This window comes from Microbulbifer maximicatervae (SeqCode), assembly GCF_052468095.1.
Genome location: NZ_CP174332.1, coordinates 1088300 through 1113533 on the forward strand (window position 1 = coordinate 1088300; position 25234 = coordinate 1113533).

Consider the following 25234-nt stretch of genomic DNA (forward strand, 5'->3'; position numbering starts at 1 on the left):
TTTTTAACCTTTTCAGAAAAAAGCAGTTTCTGAGGGGGTATTCCTGCCTGGTAAAAGTGATTAAGGAGAAAACTATGGCGTACAGCGAAACTCTGGCTGAAAAAGTGCGCAAATTACTTCAGGGAAATGAAGGCCTCAGTGAAAAGCAGATGTTTGGAGGTCTCGCTTTTATGTTGAATGGCAATATGGCCTGTGGGGTTGTTGGAGAGGAGTTGATGGTCCGGGTTGGGCCTGATGAGTATCAAACTGCGTTGGCCGAACGCTATACCCGGCCTATGGATTACACCGGGCGCCCCTTAAAAGGCATGGTGTATGTGGAAGAAGATGCTGTCGCAGAGGATTTGGATAACTGGGTCAGTCGTGGAGCGGTATTTGCGGGTTCACTTCCTCCAAAATAATCGCTTATATTCACTGAGCTTAGAAAATTAGTTTCTTTTTATTGCGTGGTGAGTGATTAGCAGTCAGGAGTTGGCGTGTGTTCGCTGTTTTCTACGCGTTGACTTCTGTTCGGCCTACACTCAGCGAAATAAATGTGACTCCGGTTATATTCTCTCTTGGTCCTTGCTGATTTACCGCTCAGTAGTCTGAAAGGATATTGATTATGTATTTTCTCGAATTGAATAACGGTGTTGAGATACCTCAGCTCGGCATGGGAATGGCTGCGATTGGCAGCTGGCAGCAGGATGATGAGTATGTAACAGAAGTTATTTTGAAAGCCATGTCTGTGGGATATCGTCATTTTGACACAGGATCGGTCTACGGAAATGAGCGAGCGCTGGGAAGAGCGATCAAAGAGTCCGGACTAGCGAGGGAAGAGCTTTTTATTACCAGTAAAGTTTGGGATACGGAGCAGGGAACCAACAAAACTCACGATGCATTTGCCCGTAGCCTGGAGCGTTTGCAGCTGGAATACCTGGACCTATATCTGATCCATTGGCCCATGCCGGCCTATACCCGGGAGACCTGGGGTGCAATGGAGGCGCTTTACCAGCAGAAAAAAGTGCGGGCCCTGGGGGTGTCAAACTTTCGTAAATCTGATATTGAACAACTGGCGACTTTCTCGGAAGTGCGCCCTGTTTGTAATCAAATTGAACTGCATCCCTATTTCACTCAGCAGCCTTTAGTAGATTATTGCCAGTTCCATAAAATTGCGATTTGCAGCTGGTCTCCTTTGGGGTCGGGATCTACATGGAGCGGTGTCGAGGCTCATGAAAAACCTCTCATAGATCCAGTAATTGTGGATATTGCGAAAAATCACGGGGTGACTTCGGGGCAGGTTATCCTTAAGTGGAATATCCAGCAGCATCGCATAGTTATTCCCAAGGCGGAAAGCCTGGATCACATTCGCAATAACTTCTTATTATCTGATTTTAATTTGAGCAATGCGGAGATCCAGGCAATTAATGGATTGAACTGCAATAAAAGGTTGGGCGGTGATCCCGACTATGTTAATCAGAAAAACATAATGGTCAAAGTGCCCGACTAAATTTTTTCCAGCAAAGCATAGGTCGCTATAGCACAGGCGGAAGTAACATTCATTGAGGAATTGATACCCTGCATAGGTATGTGTACCACAGCATCTGCCAGCTCCAGAAGTTCGGGGTTGACCCCATCCTTTTCAGAACCCAATACCAAACATATTTTATTCCCTTTGGAAATGGGGGTATCTTTGAGTTCGACGCTATTTGAGGCAATCTCCAGGCAAATTAATCGATAGCCCTTATTTTTTAAGGTTTGCGCGATATTGACTGCAGATGAGTGATATTCGTAGGGAACGTACTTTTCTGTAGACCGGGAAACTTTCCGAATTTTGGAATTAGGTGGAACCAGGCTTTCACCAGTTAAATAAATTTTCTCTACGCCGAGTGCATCGGCGATACGAAATAGGCCGCCGACATTGCTCGGTGTACCAATATCGGTGGCTAAATAGCATAATGGGTAAGTGTCTGTGCTGGGTTGATGACTACTGTGATCTGTCTGCATTTTTCGGTTTGTTACTATAGGAAGTGGGGAAGTCACAACTTCCCCAGGAAAGTACTGCGGTATTGATGGGGGAGTTAGTGGCTGCTCTCTGCGATTTCGAGAGCCTCCTCGGCGACTCTTTGCGCAGCAGCCTGGCGATTACGCATCTGCTCTACCAGAGAGGGTTCTCGGTTGGCCTTTTGATTCTGGATATGCACCGCTTGCCTGTATACCTTATCTGACACAATAAACTCTTCCGCTCGCTGGTTGATTTCGCTGTAGCGTGTATTCAGTTCTGAGATCTTCTTGGATAGATGTTCAAGATCCAGGATATCGTCGAAGTAAAGGGCGATCAGCCGCTCGCACTCCCTGGCGATTGCAAGGTACTCGTTGCCTACCTGCCGGTGTCCCTCATAGTTCTTTTTAAAATTGAAGAAAGTTTGCACACCGCCCAATAGCGCGGCCAGCAGGGCCAGCGCCGCACCACTCCACTTGGTCCAATCAGGCAGCTCCGCATTGATCAAGGAGAAGAAAAGCGAACCGAGGAATAAGTTGACGACAACGATGGGCACCCCGCAAAGCACATGCAAATTGCGCCCCTTCATAGAGGCTCGAAAGTGGCTGTGTTTGCACAGGTGAGCATTCCAGCGGAGCTTCTCCAGGACTTCCACGGTATTGGGTATAGTGCTCATGATTCCTTTCCGCCCTCATTCTACTTCTAGCTATTGTGGGCGATAGTTTGACGGATGCCAGCGAGATGTACAGGGGAGATGACCAGATTCGAAAGTTTGGACTAAGGGGGTGGCTCTAGATGTTCCGTTTTAAGCCTTGGGAGGAGGTATGTGGGTACTCACTTCCTTCCGAGGCCAAATGCTTTACAGGAATTAGAAGCTGTAAATGATTCCCAGTGCAGTGAAGTTAGCTTTCTCATCTTCTATTTCAAAGATGGTGTACTCAAGGCCAATATCCCAAGTGCCAGTAGACCAGGATATCTCTGCACCATAGTAGGGATTACTGCTGCTCTCTTTCTCAGCATCCCAATCTCCAGACCAAGAGTCGCTTTCTGACTCCAGGAGCTCTCCACTTGGGGAGTACCAGCTGCCGGAATAGGCGTAACTAGCTGTGCCACCAGAGGTTTTGCGCCATTGGTGAACTCCAAATCTGGCGCTTGCGTTTAGGTGTCTGTGCAATTGTGCCGTAAATGCAGTGCCAAGGCTGTACGATTTATACTCGGTTTTAGCGTGACTAGCAGAAGAAACATCTACGATATATTTATAGCCATCAATGTCATATTCACCTTCATCGTGCAGTTCATATCTAGATTGCTGCTCTAGGCTACCCAGATCAGTCATTCCTGCTTCAATAGCAATATACTTATTGATGCGATAACCAAGAGTAAATCCATAACCAGTAGAGTCTAAGTCTTCCTTGGTCACATAGGCGTTATCGGAGGAGTCGAACTGTGTGAAACCCAGAGAAGCCTTCAGATAGAAAGGTTGTTCTTCGGCGTAAATACTGGAACTGAATAACGCGATAACAGCGGCGATAGCGGTGCGTTTCAAGGGGTACCTCATATACTAACTGGTCGCTTTTTATACTAGTCCTCACTTTAGGATGGCTGAGCATCTATTTAGTGCGGACTAAAAAGCTAAAAATAATGGAATGTCATTATTGTATATTTTTACCTATTTTTCTAAAAGTGTCCGCTGATAGATTTTCTTATTTGATGGGCTCTACTCAATAAGTGGTTACTTGCTTGCATCACAAAGTGAAGGTTAATACTGTGAGTGAAAATTAAGCAGTTATGTTTACTCCATGTTGCTCCTAAACGCTTATAGAATTTCTTCCTCTGAAGTACTGCGCAGACCGCCTACTTTCTTGTATTTTGTATACCTGCCTGAGATGCGTTAACAGATGCCTTTACTGGCCTGAACCTAGAATCTCAGGAAATATAAACTTATAAAAATCAACCCTTGAGTTGTTGGGGGCAGGTATGTCGATTGCGCGGCAGCGCTTTATAGTTTTGGGTCCTCTTTTTGCTGTGGCCTTCTATTTCTTTGTATCAGCGTTGGGAATGCAGTATCTACCGGCAGTAACTGCTGCAATTACCTTGTTAACAGTGATTTGGTGGATAACGGAGGCACTGCCAATCCCCGCAACGTCACTGGTGCCTTTTGTCCTCTTGCCTCTATTTGGAGTAGCGGATCATCGGGAGGTGGCAGCTTCCTTGGGAAGTCATGTCATTCTGTTGCTGATGGGGGCCTTTATTTTGTCCAAGGCCCTGGAGAAAAGTGGGGCCCACGAGCGCCTCGCCCTGTATATGTTGCGTATTGTGGGGGTCTCCAGCGGCCGCAGGCTGGTACTCGGATTTATGTTGGCCGCAGGCTTCCTGAGCATGTGGATTTCCAATACCGCTACCACATTGATGATGCTGCCTATAGCCCTGGCGATTCTCAGTAAGATCGATAACGAACGCTTAAGTATTGCCCTGATCCTGGGTATTGCCTACGCCGCAAGTCTGGGTGGGGTAGGTACTCCTCTGGGCACGCCGCCCAATGTGATTTTTATGGGAATATACGAGGAAGTAACCGGACGAGAGTTTAGCTTCTTGGGCTGGATGAAAATAGGAGTCCCAGTTGCTTTGGTGACGCTGCCTATAATGGCTCTCTGGCTGACCCGTCATGTGCATCTGAAAAATGACATTGAGCCCCCTCAAGTGGGGGAGTGGAGGCAAGAGGAAAAGCGAACCTTAATGGTTTTCGGTGTGGCGATTCTCCTATGGGTTACACGCAATGCACCGTTTGGCGGTTGGAGCGAATTGATAGGTATTGATGCTGCCGGTGATGGAACCGTGGCTCTAGCAGCCGTAGTCGCTATGTTTCTAGTGCCCAACGGTAAGGGAGGGCGGCTGCTCGATTGGCAGACGGCAGAGACGATCCCCTGGGGAATGCTATTACTGTTTGCTGGTGGTATAGCGCTAGCAAAAGGTTTCTCCAGTTCCGGACTGAGCGATATGCTCGGCAACGGTCTTTCTTTCCTGACGGCGATGCCACTGTGGTTGTTGTTGGTAATTCTATGCCTTAGTGTGACCTTCTTGACAGAGATAACCAGCAATACAGCTACGGCAACCCTACTTATGCCAATTTTAGCTGTAGCCGCCACTTCAGCGGGTTTTGAGCCCATGGTGCTGATGATACCTGCGGCGATGAGTGCCAGTTGTGCATTTATGTTGCCTGTAGCTACAGCGCCTAATGCGATTGCGTATGGAACCGGTAAAGTACGTATACAGGATATGGTTCGAGAGGGCGCGATACTCAGTGTGACGGCATCGCTGATAATAGCGGGGATGAGTTGGTTGATCCTGGCTGGTTAGTGTTTGTCTATATCATAGCCAGCGTGAGATGTGCATAAGCAGGCGAATGGATAAAAGAAAAATAGATAGGGGAGATAGAGTTCGATGAATAAAACCACAGCAACACTGTTGCTCACCCTTGGTTTAGTAGGGTGTGGCGAGACAGAAAATAACCAAGTAGCAGAGGACAAAACCTTGTTTAGCGAACAGGCTTCCGCTCCTGTAGCCAAGAAGGTGCCCCATAAAATGGTTATGCATGGCCATGAGCGCATCGATAATTACTACTGGATGCGCGACGATGAACGTAAGGCGCCAGATGTTATTGCTCATCTGGAAGCAGAAAATGCTTATACCGATTCGGTAATGCACCACACCAAAGAGTTACAGGAAATACTCTTTGAGGAAATGACTGGCCGTCTGGAGAAAGATAAATCAACGGTCCCCGTTTATTATAATGGTTATTGGTATTACAGCCGCTATCTTCCCGAGAAAGAATACGCGATCCACGCGCGACGTAAAGGCACCCAGGAAGCACCTGAAGAGGTTATGCTGGATGTGAATGTGCTGGCCGAAGGCCATGGCTACTTTAGTGTAGGGCGCCTGGCCGTTTCTCCCAGTAATCAATTGGTAGCATATCCTGAAGATAGCGTTGGGCGCCGTGTTTACACGATTCGCTTCAAGGACTTAAAGACTGGTGAGATGCTGCCAGATAAATTGGAGAATGCTTCACCAGTTGCGGTTTGGGCAAACGATAACCAGACTGTCTTCTATATCAATAAAGACCATCAAACTCTGCTCGGCTATCAAGTGATGCGCCATAAATTGGGCACACCGCAGAGTGAAGATGTTGTTGTTTATGAAGAAATGGATAAGGCTTTCTATACGTGGATTTCCAAATCCCGGGATGGAGAACTGATACGCATTCACCACAGTTCTACAACTACCAGTGGCCAGTCAATCCTGGACGCAAATACCCCTCTTGCTGATTTTGCTCCCTTATATCCCAGGGAAGAGGACCATGAGTATTCTGCGCTAAAGTTAGGGAATGATTTTTATATCATGACTAATTGGCAAGCTGAAAACTTCCGCCTTATGAAGGTTGCCATGGAAGATGCAGCAGATAAATCAAATTGGCAGGAAGTCATACCTCATAGTAGTAAAATTTTGTTAGAAGATTTCACTTTATTTGATCATCATCTAGCAGTAATAGAACGAAAAGCAGGGCAAACGGGCCTCCGAATTATCAATTTAGAGAATAATAAGGACCTTCAAGTTGGGTTTAATGATCCAGTATACAGACTGGGCTTGAGTTCAAATCCAAACTTGGACTCAGAGAGTGTTCGAGTATCTTATTCGAGTTTAACGACACCAAATAGTGTTTATGAAGCCAAGCTGGATAGTGGCGATTTGGAATTGCTTAAGCAAGACAAAGTTCTGGGCGGTTTTGACCCAGAGCACTATCAGAGCGAGGGTATCCTGGTAGCGGCACGCGATGGTGTTAAAGTGCCGGTATCCTTGGTTTATCGTAAAGATAAATTTAAGAAAGATGGCTCTAATCCATTACTGCAATATGCCTATGGCTCATACGGTAATACCGTTGATCCTTGGTTCCGCTCTTCAGTGGTGTCATTGCTTGACCGAGGTTTTGTATTTGCTATTGCCCATATTCGTGGCGGCCAAAAGTTGGGACGTGCCTGGTACGAAGATGGAAAGATGTTCAATAAAAAGAATACTTTCACTGATTTTATCGATGTTACCAAGGCGTTGGGGAAATTAAAATATGGCGCCCCTGATAAGATCTTTGCTTCAGGTGGCAGTGCCGGGGGGTTGTTGATGGGCGCGGTAGTCAATATGGAGCCGGATTTGTACCGGGGAGTTACTGCGGCGGTGCCATTTGTTGATGTGGTAACTACCATGCTGGATGAGTCAATTCCCCTGACTGTTAATGAGTATGACGAGTGGGGCAATCCTAATAATAAGGATAGTTATGAATATATGCTTTCCTATTCTCCATATGACCAGGTGAAAGCTCAGGATTACCCCAATATGTTGGTAACCACTGGGCTACATGATTCCCAGGTGCAATACTTTGAGCCAATGAAATGGGTGGCAAAGTTACGCGAATTGAAGACCGATGAAAATCAGTTGTTATTCAATACCAATATGGAAGCAGGTCACGGTGGCTCTTCGGGTCGTTTCCGTCGCTATAAGGAGACCGCTTTACAGTATGCATTTTACCTCGATTTGCTTGGGTACAAAAATGGAGAGACTGATAAGAAGGTTAAGTAATAAATAGGTTATGCTTATTTTAGAGATGTAGGTCTGATTATGGGTAGCTAATTATTCTTTATATCTCTACTTAAGTATCATGTAAATAAAGGGGAGCTAGCTCCCCTTTATTTATTGGGGAAGCTGAAATGTCCTTTTCTTTTTCAGCTTTCTGAAATATTAACTTCTAGAGTCAGTTGGCTTTCGCGTTGTTTAGGTAGGATAAACACGCACCCCCTTGTTAGTATTCCGCTAAAAATCTAAATACTTTGAATTTCTATTTATAGGCGTAGAATGGAGATAGATTTACTGGAAGGTCTGAATTATGCGTGAGTTCGCCGCCATTGAGGCACCTGTGATTGATCGATTTGGAGGGGTAGATGGACTTCAGTCGAAGCTGGTGAAGCCAAAGCCTGCGCAGCTCTTGAGAGAGATACATGATAGTCAGTGGTTGTCATCGGCATCCCGGGCTGTTTTTCAAGCCGGTTTTAGTTGGAAGGTTGTTGAAAAAAAGTGGCCGGATATAGAGAAGATCTTCTATGGCTTTGATGTTTCGTTCTGTCGTTACTTACCGGAGGAGGCATTAGATGACCTAATGCGGCAGGACGGTATGATCAAACACTGGACTAAAACTCGCTCCATTCAAAGAAATGCAGACTTCTTTTGGCATTTATCTAATGAGCATGGAAGCTTGGGTGCGTATTTCTCTAGCTGGAATACAGGCAACTACATTGAGAATCTTCTCTACTTGCGTAAAGGTGGTGATCGACTCGGCGGTAAGACTGCCCAAGTATTTCTAAGACGAATGGGAGTTGATACTTTGGTTTTTGCAAGTGATACCATTCGAGCCCTTATACGAGAGGGGGTTGTCGAAAAATCTCCCTCCTCCAAGAAAGACTGGGCAGCACTAAAAGCAGCCATCGAAACTTGGCAGTCCCAGTCAAATCGTAGTTTGAATGAGATTAGTCAGATATTATCACTTTCGGTAGGTTAAACAACTGGCGTATTTAGTTGGTAGAAGTATCTATTTTTACTCCTACCAACCTGAATGCTTGATCGAAAGTTAATCGGTTATAACTGGCGGCACAACCTGAAAGTCCACGGACAACGAAGCCTCATACTGAACTTCGTCGAAGGAGCTAACTTCTGGTTCTATATATGCTTCTGAAAAGCTATCTTCAAGTTTTCTGTTTCTAGCTCTGGAAGCAGTAACGACAATCTCTTCTATTGCTCCAGCTCCCGATGTCCCATGATAGCCGATATTATTTGTACGGATATTGACAGGTGTTAACTGAATGCTCAGTGTTCTCTCATAGTCAGCTTTTTGTTCCATGATTTTGGCTAGTGCCTCAGATCGGACCTTTTTTGTATATTCAGATACTTCTGAATGCTCAAAAGAAGTACTCACTATTTCTATTTCTTTATTTTCATCCGTTAGCCTTGCGATAGACTGTAAATGTTCCTCGTTGTTAATAGTTATTGCGACCCTGTTAATAACTTTATAACTGGAAGGGTTTTTTCCTAGCCAACCAAATTGTGGGGAAGATGAAAATTTTGAATTTTTAATCTTGGTTCGGTCTATGCCAGCCTTTATTAAAGTCTCGGTTAATTGCTCACGCAAAGAACTATTACTGGCAATGGCGTCTGATAGGAGGGGCTCTTCAGTGGTGACAATAATATTGACTATAGCTTGGTCTGAATAAGCCGTTTCCTTTGCACTGGCGTGGAGAGTCACAACTCTTGACTTTGGATAAATTAGGTCACGTAAGTCCTGGGGGGAGCCTGTAATCTCTGGGGTTGCCATTGAAAGACTGGGAATGATTAGCGAAGCTAAAAGAGCAAGTCTTTTCATATTGACTCTTCCAAAATGTGAATAAATGACAATCTTTCAGGAAACTGGCTTATTGTTGATCAATGGCACTATATCGGCTTTCCTAGTTTCCATCCAATTGTTGCAGCTGAAACAGTTTGTTGTGGTTGTATATTCGCAAAGTATCGTCCAATTCTCATTCATGATACGACCATTACCACTTTGGTATTTTAGTACCGTTTATCGCTGAAAAATTACCACTTATCGGTCTCAGTTAGGTTATAAAACCAGTTCACAGACAATCGATTGCATCACTTTAAAGTGCGCACTTGGTCACCATTTGAGGATAAAAATTCAATGGATGACAACAGCAAGTAATAACAAATTATCTTAGTGACATACGAGTTGGGCAGAGCTGATGGGTTTACTGATAAATAAGAAGTTAATAGCGCTTTCTTTGACGGCATTGCTGGCCGCGTGTGGAGGTGGTGGAGGGAGCTCCTCTTCGGATTCGGACAACCCCTCTTCAGATAGTAGCGGTAGTGGTAATAATAGTGGCGGTAGCGGTAGCGGTAGCGGTAGCGGTAGCGGTAGTGGTAGCGATCAGGGTTCGTCCGGCAGCGATGATAATCCGATCTCGGATAATGTGGGCACTACAGTTGTGGTGGGAGACGTAGAGCATACAGATTTAGGCTTCGCCTCATTGACTGCCATTGACGTAACTTTGCCAGAAGGTATGAACAATGCCCGTGAGGTTTACCAGATGGCACACTATATAGCGCGAACTGACGGGGAGCAGGATGAAGAGGATATTGATATCCCGATTCGTAGTTATACTGCGACCTGTGCAACAGATACCGATACTCCGAGAATGTTTGTTTCCACTACTTTGTCAGAGGGGGACACTGCTGCGGATACAACTCACGGTTCTATTTATGAGCTACAGTATGATCCGGATACTTCCAGTTTTGAGCCAACAGGTAATGCAACGCTGTTAAATCAGTGTTATGAATCCCACGGTGTGGCTGTAAGCTCTGATTGCTCCACAGTAGCAGTTCTATGCAATACAGATTATCAAGCCAATGAGCGTTATGAGGTTGAAGCTGACCTTGTTGAGCAATACGGTTCAACGTGGATGAAAATGGAAGATAACATTGACACCATTGAATCCCGTATTGCGAATGAAATTGGTCTTCTGGTTGCGACCAATCACGGTAAATATATCGACTTCTTTACTGAACACCCTACGCTGACGTTTGACGATTTCCTTGCTGGTTTGGAGACAAACTTCCCAGATACTGATTTTGGGGATTCGCCATCCTTTACCACTATTAAAGGGTCCGATATGCAAGAGGAGATGGAGTATATTATTTCCAGTCTTTCCTCTGGCGACTATGACGATTTACTGCAGCACATTCGAGATGCCAGTTACAGCTATAACGAGCAGATTTGGCTGCTAGAGTGGGAAAATCAGCCTTTAAGTGAAGTTCCTGATGCTTACGTAGTAAATAAAATGCACGGTGGAACTCATCTTGGCGCACAAGAGCTGATTTATGTTGAGGATGACAGCCAGGGTCGTAGTAGCTATGGTTTCTCAGTTTCTGCACGGGTATTTGATGGAAATGGGAGTTCTCACTATTCGGCAGGCTTAACGGTTATTGACCGTAATAATTGGTCCCTGGATATGAGCAGCTCAGATAATCGCGGTTGGTATTGGGCCTGCGGCGATGGTCATGTAGTAAACATTCGCTCATTCTATAATCCAGACAATGAGATGTTTGGTGCAATTTGTACCAGTGATTGGAACGACTGGATAGGTAGCACTCATGGGCAACTCGGAACCATTGCAGTGAAAATGGAAACTTCCAGTTCGTCTACAGAAGGGCGCTTTAATCACTTCGTACCATCAACGTCTGCGATGGTATCAAATGGTGGCGGTCATACTGTTGTACCAGTGGATGCCAATACGAACCTTTCTTTGATTGTCTCGCCTAAATATATTGAAGATGCGGATATGGATCGCTTTCTCCAGGACGAAGTCGGTATTGATCCATCTGGGGAAGGCCCGTTTGATGATGATTGTGCAGATTACGACACCACAAACTGTTTCCTGTCCTACATGAGTTATAACTACTGGGAAGATGACGATAGTTTCTCCACAATAACAAGGCAGGGACTTTATTCCGGTGATGCATTAGACTCCAGCTCTTTAACCCGTATTGGTATCGCCAAAGTCAGCTCTACCGGTAGTATGGAAGGCCAGGGTTTTAATTGGTTGGTTGAGGATGATGATTGCCAAATTAGTGATCCACAACTTATTGATTTAAAAAATGGACGTTACTTATTTGGGTATGCAAAGTTCCAGTGTATTTCTGATAACCTGGCCTATAACCGTATTTATGCCGACAGCGGCTCTAAAAGATTATTAGTGCCAAAAGCCTTTTATGCAATGGAAGTCGATGCAGATCTAAACGTACTTGAAGGGCCAATCGAGTTACCTAATTATGGATGGGGTGGTTTGGATGAGCCTATGTACTTAGGTGATGGAAAAGTAGCTTGGACTTATATAAAAAACCCCACCTACGATAACTATGTGAGTGGTCAGCAAAATGTTTGGCAGGCGATGATTTACCATTCAAATAGCGTTAATTAATTTTTCTCCTGAATTGTTGTAATGATACTGGGAGATAAATTTGGTAAGGGGGCTCCCCCTTACCGCCCTCCTGCTTTTTTCACTGGAATTCGCCCTGATTTCTGAAATGTGGCCGCGTATATGGGGAATGAAGAACTTACTTTTTTGCTATCAAAAAAATTGATTCCTTACTAGGCTGCCACTCCTGATCAATAAGAAAACCAACTCGTGTAAGCTTGTCTAAAAGCTCCTGTCTGTCAACCTTGTGGACATAAGGGGCCAGGTTTATGCGTTGCATCACTGGGATCAGGAATCGCCAATTGCTTTTCTTAATTAATGCAGTACTTGATACAAATATGCCCCCCGGTCTTAATAAATTGTAAATCCGCGCGATAGCACCATCTATATCCTCCAGAAGATGTAATATATTTAGCCCTAAGATGGCGTTAAAACTATCTGGTTCGAATTTTAGTGAACCTAAGGTGCCTTGTTGAAAACTTATATTTTTAATAGCGGCACTTTTTACTTTTTGCTTGGCAATATCCAGCATCTTCTCGGAAATATCAGTGGCAGTTATACTGTTTACATAGGATGAGTGATGAATGGCGGTGCTACCGGTACCGCATCCGAATTCTAATACAGACCAGTCTGCCTGCAAATATTCTTGTGTTATAGCCAGTTTTCTCTTGTAACTTTTTAAATCTTTTATAGGGCTTTTGGCATAGCGCGCTGCAGTTTTATCCCAAAACTTTTTTGGCTCTATCATTTTTCCTTCCTACCGTAGATGTTCAATGAGTATGCATTCGGTCGGCGGATAATCTACTACTAGATGATTACCTTTTGATTTTAAGTATATGTAGTATATTTCCCGAATCGTTAGACTCTAAAAATTATCTCCGTAGAGGTGCTCATATATTTATACCTTGTAATTCTTGCTGCATGTTTTAATTTAGTGCCACAATTTTTTATGGAAAGGGTGCATAACGTGTCATAGGTATATCGATAGAAAAGTGGCTACGATACTTGTGTGCTACGATAGGGGTTGATCAAAATTTAAACGATTTCAACCTTTTCTTTACGTAAGTTATTTCTTCGAAAAGATAGCTTGCTCCAAAAGTTTTTTAGAAGTGCTCACTCACCTTTAGCTTCATCAATACTGTGACCTAGAGCGAAGTCGCGGTTCTTAGTTTTTGCGAACTATGTCACATTCATCTAAGCCTCCTTTTCTTTATGACTAAATAGTCATATTGCTTGTCGCCCTAAGATTCTGTTTGGCGCTATTAGTCATATTCTTGGCACTAATTAACCAGATACCTTTCGCAAGCCATAAAACAGTCTCGGCAACATAAAAAGACAATTTAAAAAATTGGGATCAAGCCCGAGCAAAAATAAAAGGACATCACAATGACACTTTATCAACGATTGGGTGCGAGCTTCTCTTTACTATTAGCGGGGCTTTTGGGATCAGCCTCTGCTAGTGCGGATAACTGCTACATCCTGGTTCATGGTCATGGTACTGAGGGCCATATTAAGCAGCGTACTAACTCCCAGGGTAATCTTGAGCAGCCGGCTTTAGATTATTGGAGTGAGGCTTACTTCGATGAATACGCGGGTAGTGACTTTATTGAACAGTTGCGTGTAAATGGCGGCAATTACGGTGTGGTTGGTTACAACTCCACCGATGAGGGCGAGATGCCCTACTGGCATGACGGCACAGCGGGTGAAATCGCTCGGCAGATAATCGCTATTCGCAATGGCGAAGGCGATGATTATGAGCATGAAAACCAGTGTGCTGCTGATGATACTTTCTACGTGATTGCCCACAGTCAGGGTGCCACCCAGATGATGTACCTCGCAGGCAATGCCGTACCGGGGTCCCCTTACTATAACCGTGCTTACAACCAGCTGGATTCCAATACTGTGACCGAAACCTCGAAGGTTTGTACTGGCTCCTGGTTCTGGAAAAGCTGTAAGACGAAAACCGAAACCGTTAATGTCGCAGGCCTGAATGATAGTTACGCGGTTGAAGTGGACTTTGACACTGCCATTAGCGGTATCGCGGCAATCTTTACTACTGGTGGTGCAATCACCGGTACTGAGGGGGTTGATCGACTGTGTAACGGTAGCTGGATCGAAGATTTGATCAACGATTGGTTTATCGGTCGCGAGTGCGCAGCAGTACGTTACCTGCAGACTAATGATGTCTATGCTGTGCGCAACTATGTCGGCACCAACCTGGCTGCACCGGTTTATACCATTGGAGGCTACGCCGGTTTCCCTGGTATTGAGAGTGCTAGCTCTTTGCTGTTGGGCGGTGAGGACGATGGTTACATCAATCTGGCTTCCCAGATGAACTGTTCTGGTTCTGCTAAGCGCAACTTGTGGTCAAATCTGAAGGAATACAAGACCTTCCTGGGCATCGCTTACGGTAGTGCTATCTTCTCCTGCGATAATAACAACAAAGGGACAGCGCGTTCCTATAACCTGGCGAGCATTTATACCGACCATGATGCTCAGCGTAATGGCGGTATCATGGCCCCAGACTACACCGGTATCCCCGATGGCCTGAACTGTGGTGCCGGTAAAAATACGGCTGGTCGTATTGCTGCCTGTACAGAGTAATTGGCTCATCGTTTTAAAAAAGCCCGCTTTTAAGCGGGCTTTTTAGTTTGCGGGAATCACATATTTACTTCTATTAATTTTTAGCTCTAGTGATCCTCTACCACTTGCAAATTGTTCTCTGCTTTCACACGAGATATTTCGATCTCTTCCGCAAAAATCTCATGGATGCCGAAACGGTAACTGTCAGTACTATTTGCTGCATGGGTACCGCCTGGAATCGTTGTAAATGCAATGCGCCAGGGAGTGGTCTCTTGTTCTTTCCAGTGCTTATGCCAGGAGAGTGCATCTTTGCGCAGGTTTGGCATGTCTTTGGAGCCACTTGTTACTACCAGAGTCAGATCCTCTCTTGTCGCTTGTACAGGTTCCCTGTAGAAAAATTCCTGTTGTGGTAAGAAGGTGGCATTGCTGGCTATCAATCCTTTAAACAAGTCGGGCTTAGAAAATGCTGTGTAAAGCACAAAATATCCCCCTCGACTTTGACCGAAGAGAACTCGTTGATGAGGGTCTACCGAGTAGCGGCTTTCAACTGTTGGCAAGAGCTCCCGCTCTAGAAAGTTGAGAAACTGTGCTGCACCGCCATACGTAAGTGTGTCACTGTCATCGGGTAGTGAAAAGTCAAAACTGCGATGATTGATCTCGGGTTTAAATGAGCCGTAAGCAATACCTACGATAATCGCCTCGGGGGCGTAATCATCGTAATGCATAAACAGGTGATTAGTAGCCAAAATTGGGAACAGTGAATCCCCATCGAGGAGATAAATGACCGGGTAGGTTGTATCCTCGTTTGGATTATAGCCCTCAGGCAGGCGAGTATAGATATGGTAGGGGCGCCCAATAATCGCTGAATCCAGCTTAAAGTAGTCCCCTTTCAGGGCAGGTAAGAACTCAAGAGGCTGGGAATGACTTTCAGGAGAAGAGTTACTTTGGTGGTTAGCAGGGCAGCCACCTAGCAGTCCGGCTGCTAATAGCGTTGATAGAAAACGAATAAGGGGCTTTTTCATCGAGTCTCCTATACTAACGGTGGGATTCATTGGTTGACTAAGTCTCTTCTTATATTCTCAAGTGGGGTGCTAATGAGCAATATAAAGCTTGCTGCTGGTATCGATTTTCCTGCAATAGAAGTAAAGCGACTTGGTGGAGGTGAGTTGGTACTGGGGAAGCTTGAAGGTAGTTTCCCTTGGCAAATGGTAGTCGTTTACCGAGGTAAGCACTGCCCACTATGTACCAAGTATTTGCGTGTCTTGAGTGTACTACTACCCCGCTATCATGCGGAGGGTATTGACGTGGCTGTTGTCTCTGCCGATACGGAGGAAAAAGCTTCTCTGCATATGGAAGCAATTCAGCCGGGATTTACTGTCGGTTACGGTTTATCAATACCCCAAATGCAGCAGCTTGGGCTCTATATTTCAAAACCCCGCTCCCCTGAAGAAACAGATAGGCCCTTTGCTGAACCGGGTGTTTTTGTCATCAACGAATCTGGAAGGCTGCAAATAGTCGACATTTCCAATGCACCTTTTGCGAGGCCTGACTTGCAAACGCTATTGGTGGGTATCGAGTTTATCCGAAATCCTGATAACCATTACCCAATTAGGGGAACATATTAAGATTTTTTAAATACCCTGCTAATTCAGGGAGCTATATTTTGGATTAAAAGTTTGTAGTAAAGTTAGAGGTCTGGAATTTAAGGGGGTAGGATAGTGACGAACGCTTTTCTCTCTGAGGTGAATCACTTCAAGCTTAATCCAATTGATAATAGTAAAGTCGTATTAATTGATGGCCCCAACCAAAGAGCTATACCCGTTTATGGTAGAGAGATTGTTGCTCAATACCAATTTCTCGATAAAGTGTTAGTTATCCTACATGATTGGTGGTCTCTGGATCAGGGAGTTAATATCTACCTACTCTCTAGAGGAAGAGTTTTGGATTTTGCTTTGAGTTCGGATATCGACTTATGGGGAGATTTAGATGACGTGAAAGTTATCCAACCGGATACTATTTGCTTTTCTTTTCCGAATGCTTTGCACTGGCGACTGCGCTGCTATAAGCGGGCAAGGCCGGCTTTATATCTTTCTCTTCCTTATAGTTTTTGGTGGCGTCGAAACTTATTTTATTCCTGGTTTTCATTGCAGCGCCTCAAGTAAATAGTATATATAAATATCAGGCGGCGAATCTGTAATTGTATATTACCCAAGTAAGATAACAGGTGTTTACCCTGTTATCTTACTTTTATTCAATAGAGCTGAACTTTCTTTGTCGGATTTTTGAAGCGATAGCTTCAACGTGAATAGCCTATTTAGAAGTTGTTCAGCTCTTCCCGTAGATCGATCTCTAGTTCCTCTGAGCTAGTAATCCATACGCTTTTATCCGGCGCAGGAAACACACCTATTTCAATGTCGTCACCTTTTAAGCCAGAAAGCCACTTCTTTAAAAACTGTGGTAAGGGAATGCTTTTAGGGGTGAGGCCCGTTTCATTCTCGGCATAGGCTTGGGCAAATTCAGCGCTTGGCCATACTGGCAGATATTCAAAGCCACCATCTTCATCGGTGTGTATTTTAAGAAAGCAATTTTGGCTATCGATCAGTATCCAGATCTCCCGCTCTTCTCCGGCTATGCTCAGAAAATACTCGTAGCGATCTTCACAGCTGAGATTAGTTATTTCACTTAAATCTGGGGTGCTCATATATCAATTCGTTGTAGCTAGGTAATAGGCGAGTAGGGATAACTGAAGGCCTGCTCATCTAGAGGCATAGCTGTTATACCAATTAATGCGGGGCATTATGCGCGAATACAAGCCGCTATCCAAATGCTTTGCCGAGATGGTCAGCGGCAGGGGGAGAGAAAGAGTTTCTATAGAACTTAAGTCTATGGTTAGAGTGAAGAGGAAACTGGAATGCTCAAAATAAAAAAAACGGGCATTAAGCCCGTTTTCAATACTTCTCTTCCTGTGAGCGACTACTTTCTCCTTTTTAGTAATTCGCTAACCAGGAAGCGCTTACCACTGCAGTGCGCCGCCGGTTTGGTATTCGATAACGCGGGTTTCAAAGAAGTTTTTCTCTTTGCGCAGGTCCATAATTTCAGACATCCACGGGAATGGGTTCTGAGCGCCAGGGAACTGCTCTTTCAGGCCCAGCTGGCTAAGGCGGCGGTTGGCGATAAACTGGAGGTACTCCTCCATCATATTCGCATTCATGCCGAGTACGCCGCGGGGCATAGTGTCGCGGGCATAAGCTACTTCAAGCTCCATACCCTCGAGAATCATCTGGGTGACTTCCTGCTGGAATTCCGCTGTCCACAAGTGTGGGTTTTCCAGCTTAATCTGGTTGATGACGTCAATGCCGAAGTTCAGGTGCATAGACTCGTCGCGCAGTATGTACTGGAACTGCTCGGCAACACCGGTCATTTTGTTGCGGCGACCCATGGACAGGATCTGGCTGAAGCCACAGTAGAAGAAGATACCTTCAGTGACAGCGTAGAAGGCGATCAGGTTGCGCAGCAGCTCCTGGTCGGATTCTACGGTGCCGGTTTTGAAGTTGGGATCACCGATGGCCTGGGTGTGGGACAGGCTCCAGGCCGCCTTTTTGGCAACCGCAGGCACTTCGCGGTACATATTGAAGACTTCACCTTCGTCCATACCCAGGGACTCTACACAGTACTGGTAGGCGTGGGTGTGAATGGCTTCTTCAAAAGACTGACGCAGCAGGTACTGGCGGCACTCAGGGTTGGTGATATGGCGGTAGATCGCCAATACCAGGTTGTTAGCAACCAGGGAGTCTGCGGTGGAGAAATAGCCCAGGGAGTATTCCACGATGCGACGCTCGTCCTCGGTCAGACCGTTGGGGTCTTTCCACATGGACACGTCTTTGTTCATGTTGATTTCCTGGGGCATCCAGTGGTTGGCGCAGCCGTCCAGGTATTTTTGCCAGGCCCAGTCGTATTTAAAGGGAACCAACTGGTTGAGGTCAGCGCGGCAATTAATAATGCGCTTTTCATCTACCTGGATACGGGCCGCACCCATTTCCAGTTCTTCCAGGCCGGGAGCCGGGTCCATATTAGCAACTGCGGCACGGGCGGCATCAACGGCAGTGGAGCCGCTTTGGGCCGCAGGCGACGCCGGAGCGGCTGTGTAGGAAGCGCTGGGCTCCTGCACGGATTTTGCCTGGGCCTCCGGCGTCGGTCGCGGTTCGGTTGCTTTTTCAGGTTGTTGGGGCTTGGTGTCGATGTCGTCCCAGCTCAGCATAGTTGGCCCTTTTGATCGGTCTCACTATCGAAAGTTCGATAAAAAATTCTTAAATCTTCCTGGTGTATTGCTCACTAATTGTGTGCAACCAGGGATGACATACCGGTGATATTTTTTACCGGTAATAATTCATTACAGGCTCGTATTTTTAACTCGCCTGGGCACAGAAAATCCTGTGCCAGATCAATTTTTGCTGCGCTTTTGTGCATTTATTTGCACTGAATTTTCGCTGGCAATTGCACTGGGTTTTCCCGGGAAAATAAGCCGCAGCCGATCCCCGGTCCCTATGGTATTACCCACTATTAAAATAATGGGTGGACCGGGGTCGCTGCGCATGGTCATGCCCGCACTTGCGGTTACGACGCTCTCCCCCGAGAGTCAGTGCAGCCCCTATAAAAAAAGGGGCTTAAATTTTACTGGCAGGCCTCACAATCCGGGTCGTCCAGTGAGCAGGCCTGAGGCACTGCGGCCGGTGCAGGTGCAGCTTGCTCAGCAGGTGCTGCCGCAGCCACTCCGTTGCTACCGCCGTGTGCACTTACCGCGTTCAGGGTGCCGCTATTTACCGTAGATTTCTCTGTGGTAGTGGCAGCCAGTGCGCGCAGGTAGTAAGTGGTTTTCAGGCCGCGGAACCAAGCCATGCGATAGGTCAGGTCCAGCTTCTTGCCGTCGGCGCCGGCAATATACAGGTTCAAGGACTGGGCCTGGTCGATCCACTTCTGGCGACGGCTGGCAGCGTCCACGATCCAGCGCGGCTCCACTTCAAACGCGGTGCGGTATTTTGCTTTCAGGTCTTCTGGTACGCGATCGATTTTCTGTACAGAACCTTCATAGTATTTCAGGTCGTTAACCATGACCTGATCCCACAGGCCGCGATCTTTCAGATCGTGTACCAGGTAGGGGTTTACTACGGTGAATTCGCCGGACAGGTTCGACTTCACATACAGGTTTTGATAAGTCGGTTCGATCGACTGGGAAACCCCGGTGATATTGGCAATGGTCGCAGTAGGAGCGATCGCCATTACGTTGGAGTTACGCATACCTTGGGCTTTTACTTTCTCGCGCAGGCCGTCCCAGTCCAGAGTGGAGCTGGTGTCCTGTTCGATAAACTGCTGGCCGCGCTGTTCAGCCAGGATCTGGATGGAATCCAGTGGCAGAACACCTTTGCTCCACAGGGAGCCTTCGTAGGTCTGGTACTTGCCGCGCTCGGCAGCCAGGTCGCTGGAAGCGGAGATGGCTTCGAAGCTGATCGCTTCCATGGTGTTGTCGGCAAAGGCGACGGCTTCGTCGCTGGCGTAGGCGATGCCGGCTTTGTACAGCGCGTCCTGGAAGCCCATCAGGCCCATGCCCACAGGGCGGTGACGCATGTTGGACTGACGTGCACTTTCAACTGCGTAGTAGTTGATGTCGATAACGTTATCGAGCATACGCACCGCAGTTTTTACGGTATTGGCCAGCTTGGTGCGGTCGAGTTCACCATTCTCACCAATGTGTTGAGCCAGGTTGACGGAGCCCAGGTTACACACGGCGATTTCGTCGTCGGCCTTGGTGTTGAGAGTGATCTCGGTGCACAGGTTGGAGCTGTGAACCACACCGGCGTGTTGCTGCGGGCTGCGCAGGTTGCAGCTGTCTTTAAAGGTGATCCAGGGGTGGCCGGTTTCGAACAGCATGCCCAGCATCTTGCGCCAAAGGTCTAGTGCGCGGATCTTCTTGAACAGACGCAGCTTGCCTTCGGCAGCCAGTTGCTCGTAGTGGTTGTAGCGCTCTTCGAATGCGGTGCCGAACAGGTCGTGCAGGTCCGGGCAATCGGCCGGGGAGAACAGGGTCCACTCTTTGTCTTCGAACACGCGCTTCATAAACAGGTCGGGGACCCAGTTGGCGGTGTTCATATCGTGGGTGCGGCGGCGGTCGTCACCAGTGTTTTTGCGCAGCTCGAGGAATTCCTCGATATCCAGGTGCCAGGTTTCCAGGTAGGCACAGACAGCACCTTTGCGCTTACCGCCCTGGTTGACGGCTACTGCGGTGTCGTTGGCCACTTTCAGGAAGGGCACAACACCTTGGGACTTGCCGTTGGTGCCTTTGATATAGGAACCCAGCGAGCGCACCGGCGTCCAGTCATTGCCGAGACCGCCTGCCCACTTGGACAGCATGGCGTTATCGCGGATCGCGCCGTAAATGCCATGCAGGTCGTCCGGTACCGTGGTCAGGTAGCAGGAGGACAGCTGCGGGCGCAGGGTGCCGGCGTTGAACAGGGTCGGGGTGGAACTCATGTAGTCGAAAGAGCTCAACAGGTTGTAGAACTCTACCGCGCGCTCGTTTTTGTTCTCTTCATTAATGCTGAGGCCCATGGCGACGCGCATAAAGAAGATCTGCGGCAGCTCGAAACGAATATCGTCGCTGTGCAGGAAGTAGCGGTCGTACAGAGTCTGCAGGCCCAGATAAGTGAACTGGTGATCGCGCTCGCCTTTTAGAGCTTCGCCGAGTTTTTCCAGGTCGAAGGTGGCCAGCGCAGGGTCCAGCAGGTCCAGCTCGATACCCTTTTTCACGTAAGTGGGCAGGGTAGAGGCGTACAGCTTTTCCATCTCGTGCTGGGTGGCGCGCTCGGCAACACCGAGGAAGCGCAGAGCTTCGGAGCGCAGCTTGTCCAGCAGCAGGCTGGCGGTAGCGAAGGTGTAATTGGGCTCCTGCTCAACCAAGGTGCGCGCAGTGATTACCAGCGCGGTATTGATATCGTTTTCGGAAACACCGTCGTACAGGTTTTTCAGGGCTTCGTTAAGAATTGCCGCGCTGTCGACATCTTTCAGGCCTTCACAGGCTTCTTTGACAACGGTACGCAGGCGCTCCATATCCAGAGGTGCAAGGCTGCCATCGTCCTGCTTTACACGGATGCTGGGGTGGGCATCGACGGCTTGCTCGGCAATTTGAGCAGTTTTTTCTTTCTCTGCGCGCAGGCGGGCGTGTTCTTCGCGGTAGAGTACGTAGTCGCGGGCAACCTTTTGTTCACCGGCGCGCATCAGGGCCAGTTCTACCTGGTCCTGGATCTCTTCAATGTGGATAGTGCCGCCAGAGGGCATGCGGCGTTTGAAAGTGGCACTGATCTGGCTGACCAGTTCTTCAACTTGCTCGTGGACACGGCTGGAAGCAGCGGCGGTGCCGCCTTCAACAGCGAGGAAGGCTTTAGTGACGGCGACGGCAATTTTGCTGTCGTCGTAGGGTACAACGGTGCCATTGCGCTTGATTACGCGGATCTGGCCCGGTGCAGTAGCGGCCAGAGTCGTGCCGCCAGTCGCCTGGTCGCTGGAGGTGCCTGATTTTTCCGCAGGCACGGCTTGAGAGCGCCCTGTCTCTGTGTGCATGTAAATCTCCGAAAGGTTTGTTCTGTTGTCTGTCCGCGTGCGTTCAAAAGAACGGCGGCCACATGACTGTGTGGCATGGCGGAGCGTGTCCTTCGCTTTGCCAGTGTTTATCCACAGCTGTGGACACTGGAAACAGGCGGCTTGTCACCGGCTATCTGAAAAGGTTTGCCAGCTGCTGCCTGTGGCGGAAATTCCATTCCGCCCGCTTACCTCTGATTCTGCTTTGAAAAAAGCAGCGCCTGACGCCCACCGCCAAAAAGTGTGGTGGTGCGCCGGAATTTGCCCCACATAATGGGGGTGCTCTTGAGCCTCTACCCCAATATATAGGGGGTCGGCCTCGAGTGCGCTACAAGATAATGCGGTAGGCGGGTCAGTTCAAGGCGAATAACTATGTAGTTGTTTGTGGATAAATTGTGGGTAGTGGGGCTGAGTCAGTAGCCACTTTCGCGGCAGAGCCCGCCAGCTCTGGGCTGCAAAGGAGTGGGTGCCGGGAAAGAACGCTGGGTACAGTGTCTTACAATTTTTTTTAATAGCTAGAGCGCTGTAAATTAACAACGGCAATAACCATTTGCAAATGGCTGCTCTTTGAGCAAAGTGGTACTCAATTGCTCAATTTGTTGACGCTTATTTAATTCTGACATCTTGGCTGGCTGTAAATTAGTCGTTGGCGCCGATTGCTAAATTTAGCGATCTCTTGGATGTTTTGGCGCCAATCGCATCTTTTATACGTTGTCGGGAGGAGAGGCGCAGGGGAGTGGGTACAGGTAGCAGGGTACAACCGCAGGAGTGGCTGTACCCTTTTAGGGTTTATCGACTGTGGTCTTGGAGGAATTCCATCAGGGCTTTTTGCGCGTGAAGGCGGTTTTCAGCCTCATCCCATACCACCGAGATATTGCCATCCTCTAAAAGTTCGGCGCTCACTTCCTCTCCACGGTGGGCGGGCAAGCAGTGCATAAAGATGGCATCGCTATTGGCGTGGCCCATCAGCTCATGGTCCACCAGGAAGCTCTCGAAGGCTTTCAGGCGGATCTGTTGTTCAGTTTCCTGTCCCATGGAAGCCCACACATCGGTGGCCACCCAATCGGCCCCTTTAACAGCCTCCACCGGATCGTGTACTACGGTGACCCGATCACTTGCCGAAGCGAGGATATTGGCGTTGGGCTCGTAGCCGGGCGGGCAGGCTATACGCAGCTCAAAATTGCACAGGCGGGCAGCATTAATATAGGAGTGGCACATATTGTTGCCATCGCCGACCCAGGCGACCACCTTGCCCTCAGGGCTGCCGCGGTGCTCCACAAAGGTTTGGATATCTGCGAGCAGCTGGCAGGGGTGGTAGCTGTCGGAGAGGGCATTAATCACCGGTACCTTTGAATATTCTGAGAAGCGCTCCAGTACCTGGTGGCCAAAGGTGCGAATCATCACCATATCCACCATGCTGGAAATTACTCGGGCGCTGTCTTCAACGGGCTCCCCGCGGCCTAACTGAGTATCGCGGGGAGATAGGAAGAGGGCGCTTCCCCCCATCTGTGCCATACCGGCCTCAAACGAAACGCGGGTGCGAGTAGAGGATTTTTCAAAAATCATCCCCAGCACTTTGCCGCGAAAAAGGTCGGTATTTATTCCTTGAGCGCGCAGTGTTTTGAGTTCGATCGCGCGCTCAATAATTTGCTTGAGCTCTTCCGAGGACAAGTCTGTAAGGGTGAGAAAATGTCTGATCGCCATAAGCTGTTCTCCTTTTTTTGCATCAGACTGCTTGCAGTGCAAACTGGTGAATCAGTGAGCTGACATCGTTTGCCAATTGATGGCACTCGTCGTCGCTGAGTGTGAGTGGGGGGAGCAGGCGTACTACATTGCCGGCGGTAACATTAATCAGCAGTCCGCGCTCGCGGGCTATGTCCACCAGTTTGGCACAGGGCTGCTGCAATTCTATTCCGATCATCAGCCCCAAGCCCCGCACCTCTTTGACCTGGTCGCAATCGGATAACTGTTGTTTGAGTTGATGCAGCAGGCGTTGCCCCAATGCCTCGGCGCGCTCTAACAGCCATTCACTTTCCAGCGTATCGATCACTGCCAGTGCGGCACTGCAGGCTAGAGGGTTGCCGCCAAAAGTGGAGCCGTGGGTGCCCGCAGAAAATAATTGAGCGGCAACTCCCCTGGCCAGGCAGGCTCCGATGGGGACACCGTTACCCAGTCCTTTGGCAGTGGTCACCACGTCGGGCAATATGTCCGCATGCTGGTAGGCAAACATTTTGCCGCTGCGGCCGTTTCCGGTTTGCACTTCATCCAGCATCAGGAGCCAGTTATGTTGATCGCAGAGTTCGCGCAATTGCCCCAGGTAGTTGGAAGTGGGCACGCGTACACCGCCCTCTCCCTGAACCGGCTCAACCAGCACTGCGACAATATCGTTGCGCTCACCTGCGAGCTTTTCGATGGCTGCAGTATCGTTAAACGGCACACGCAAAAAACCCTCGGGCAGAGGACCGAAGCCCTCTTGGATTTTTTCATTGCCGGTTGCTGTCAGGGTAGCCAAGGTGCGGCCGTGGAAAGCGCTTTCCATTACCAGGATTTGAGGGGTCTCAATATTGCGGCTATTGCCTAGCCGCCGCGCTAGCTTAATCGCTGCTTCATTGGCCTCAGCTCCGGAATTGGAGAAAAACACATTGTCCATGCCGGATAGCTGTACCAGCTTGTCTGCCAGTTTCTCCTGCGCAGGGATATTGTAGAGATTGGATACATGTAACAGGGTCCGAATCTGCTCGTGCAGGGCCAGGGTCACTTTGGGGTGGCAGTGGCCAAGGCCGCAGACGGCGATTCCAGAGATTGCATCCAGGTATCGTCGGCCCTGATCATCCCATACATAATTGCCTTCACCCCGAACCAGTGTGAGGGTTCGATCGCCATAGTTTTGCATGAGTGTCGGGGTGGCCACCGGGGCATCTCCTTAAATATTGACTATTTGGATTATCTGTTTTCCGCAGAAAATTCTGTTTAAGCTTTT

21 protein-coding genes are annotated in these 25234 nt (G+C 47.9%); 9 read left to right on the forward strand and 12 right to left on the reverse strand.

Features of this window, described 5'->3' with window-relative positions:
- The first annotated feature begins 74 nt into the window (after positions 1 to 74).
- Both ACJJIL_RS04700 and ACJJIL_RS04705 read left to right on the forward strand, forming a co-directional pair.
- Positions 75 to 398 (forward strand): TfoX/Sxy family protein, encoded by a 324-nt coding sequence (locus tag ACJJIL_RS04700; RefSeq protein WP_282933807.1) that lies wholly within the window; start codon positions 75 to 77, stop codon positions 396 to 398.
- A 203-nt stretch (positions 399 to 601) separates the two neighbouring features.
- Complete coding sequence (locus ACJJIL_RS04705) at positions 602 to 1486, forward strand: aldo/keto reductase (protein WP_444917952.1); 885 nt, start codon at positions 602 to 604, stop codon at positions 1484 to 1486.
- Here ACJJIL_RS04705 and ACJJIL_RS04710 read toward each other — a convergent pair.
- From ACJJIL_RS04710 to ACJJIL_RS04720, 3 genes are all read right to left on the reverse strand, one after another.
- On the reverse strand, positions 1483 to 1983 hold the full coding sequence (locus tag ACJJIL_RS04710; RefSeq protein ID WP_445361289.1) for a TrmH family RNA methyltransferase: 501 nt from the start codon (positions 1981 to 1983) through the stop codon (positions 1483 to 1485). The two genes, ACJJIL_RS04705 and ACJJIL_RS04710, sit on opposite strands and share 4 nt — an antisense overlap.
- A 74-nt stretch (positions 1984 to 2057) precedes the next feature.
- A complete protein-coding gene (locus tag ACJJIL_RS04715; RefSeq protein WP_413662971.1) occupies positions 2058 to 2654 on the reverse strand; it encodes an SLATT domain-containing protein in 597 nt (198 codons plus the stop codon).
- Between the two features lie 192 nt (positions 2655 to 2846).
- Positions 2847 to 3524 (reverse strand): outer membrane beta-barrel protein, encoded by a 678-nt coding sequence (locus ACJJIL_RS04720; protein WP_445361290.1) that lies wholly within the window; start codon positions 3522 to 3524, stop codon positions 2847 to 2849.
- Positions 3525 to 3955: 431 nt separating this feature from the next.
- Between ACJJIL_RS04720 and ACJJIL_RS04725 the strand changes: the two genes are divergently transcribed.
- The 3 genes from ACJJIL_RS04725 to ACJJIL_RS04735 all read left to right on the forward strand — a co-directional run bounded on the left by ACJJIL_RS04725 (position 3956) and on the right by ACJJIL_RS04735 (position 8576).
- On the forward strand, positions 3956 to 5335 hold the full coding sequence (locus tag ACJJIL_RS04725) for an SLC13 family permease (protein WP_444933934.1): 1380 nt from the start codon (positions 3956 to 3958) through the stop codon (positions 5333 to 5335).
- 84 nt (positions 5336 to 5419) lie between these two features.
- Entirely contained in the window at positions 5420 to 7603 is a 2184-nt protein-coding gene (locus ACJJIL_RS04730) for a S9 family peptidase (protein WP_445361291.1), read from the forward strand.
- A 304-nt stretch (positions 7604 to 7907) separates the two neighbouring features.
- Positions 7908 to 8576 carry a DNA-3-methyladenine glycosylase I gene (locus ACJJIL_RS04735; protein ID WP_445361292.1) on the forward strand — a complete coding sequence of 223 codons (669 nt, stop codon included), beginning with the start codon at positions 7908 to 7910 and terminating at the stop codon, positions 8574 to 8576.
- 69 nt (positions 8577 to 8645) lie between these two features.
- Here ACJJIL_RS04735 and ACJJIL_RS04740 read toward each other — a convergent pair whose 3' ends face one another.
- Positions 8646 to 9434: an SIMPL domain-containing protein gene (locus ACJJIL_RS04740; protein ID WP_445361293.1), complete on the reverse strand. Its 789-nt coding sequence runs from the start codon at positions 9432 to 9434 to the stop codon at positions 8646 to 8648.
- 376 nt (positions 9435 to 9810) lie between these two features.
- Between ACJJIL_RS04740 and ACJJIL_RS04745 the strand changes: the two genes are divergently transcribed.
- Complete coding sequence (locus ACJJIL_RS04745) at positions 9811 to 12045, forward strand: hypothetical protein (protein ID WP_445361294.1); 2235 nt, start codon at positions 9811 to 9813, stop codon at positions 12043 to 12045.
- A 136-nt stretch (positions 12046 to 12181) separates the two neighbouring features.
- Here ACJJIL_RS04745 and ACJJIL_RS04750 read toward each other — a convergent pair whose 3' ends face one another.
- Entirely contained in the window at positions 12182 to 12790 is a 609-nt protein-coding gene (locus tag ACJJIL_RS04750; protein WP_445361295.1) for a class I SAM-dependent methyltransferase, read from the reverse strand.
- Positions 12791 to 13428: 638 nt separating this feature from the next.
- On the opposite strand from ACJJIL_RS04750, the gene ACJJIL_RS04755 reads away from it, so the two are divergent.
- A complete protein-coding gene (locus ACJJIL_RS04755; protein WP_445361296.1) occupies positions 13429 to 14646 on the forward strand; it encodes a hypothetical protein in 1218 nt (405 codons plus the stop codon).
- 86 nt (positions 14647 to 14732) lie between these two features.
- Here ACJJIL_RS04755 and ACJJIL_RS04760 read toward each other — a convergent pair whose 3' ends face one another.
- Positions 14733 to 15647, reverse strand: coding sequence for an alpha/beta hydrolase (locus ACJJIL_RS04760; protein ID WP_445361297.1), 915 nt, complete (start codon positions 15645 to 15647; stop codon positions 14733 to 14735).
- Positions 15648 to 15719: 72 nt separating this feature from the next.
- Between ACJJIL_RS04760 and ACJJIL_RS04765 the strand changes: the two genes are divergently transcribed.
- The gene (locus tag ACJJIL_RS04765; RefSeq protein ID WP_444896441.1) at positions 15720 to 16250 is read left to right on the forward strand and encodes a redoxin domain-containing protein; all 531 of its coding nucleotides are present in this window, start codon (positions 15720 to 15722) and stop codon (positions 16248 to 16250) included.
- A gap of 93 nt (positions 16251 to 16343) precedes the next feature.
- Positions 16344 to 16787, forward strand: a complete 444-nt coding sequence (locus ACJJIL_RS04770; protein ID WP_444896442.1) for a hypothetical protein — start codon at positions 16344 to 16346, stop codon at positions 16785 to 16787.
- 152 nt (positions 16788 to 16939) lie between these two features.
- Here the strand turns inward: ACJJIL_RS04770 and ACJJIL_RS04775 are convergent, their stop codons facing one another.
- From ACJJIL_RS04775 to ACJJIL_RS04800, 6 genes are all read right to left on the reverse strand, one after another.
- A complete protein-coding gene (locus ACJJIL_RS04775; RefSeq protein ID WP_444914449.1) occupies positions 16940 to 17326 on the reverse strand; it encodes a DUF2750 domain-containing protein in 387 nt (128 codons plus the stop codon).
- 312 nt (positions 17327 to 17638) lie between these two features.
- Positions 17639 to 18883 carry a ribonucleotide-diphosphate reductase subunit beta gene (locus ACJJIL_RS04780; RefSeq protein ID WP_108734126.1) on the reverse strand — a complete coding sequence of 415 codons (1245 nt, stop codon included), beginning with the start codon at positions 18881 to 18883 and terminating at the stop codon, positions 17639 to 17641.
- A 74-nt stretch (positions 18884 to 18957) separates the two neighbouring features.
- Entirely contained in the window at positions 18958 to 19092 is a 135-nt protein-coding gene (locus tag ACJJIL_RS04785) for a hypothetical protein (protein ID WP_444907548.1), read from the reverse strand.
- 204 nt (positions 19093 to 19296) lie between these two features.
- Positions 19297 to 22236 (reverse strand): ribonucleoside-diphosphate reductase subunit alpha, encoded by a 2940-nt coding sequence (locus tag ACJJIL_RS04790; RefSeq protein ID WP_444907549.1) that lies wholly within the window; start codon positions 22234 to 22236, stop codon positions 19297 to 19299.
- 807 nt (positions 22237 to 23043) lie between these two features.
- Entirely contained in the window at positions 23044 to 23958 is a 915-nt protein-coding gene (argF, locus tag ACJJIL_RS04795) for an ornithine carbamoyltransferase (protein WP_444914447.1), read from the reverse strand.
- A 22-nt stretch (positions 23959 to 23980) separates the two neighbouring features.
- Entirely contained in the window at positions 23981 to 25165 is a 1185-nt protein-coding gene (locus ACJJIL_RS04800; RefSeq protein ID WP_444914446.1) for an acetylornithine transaminase, read from the reverse strand.
- Positions 25166 to 25234: the final 69 nt, after the last annotated feature.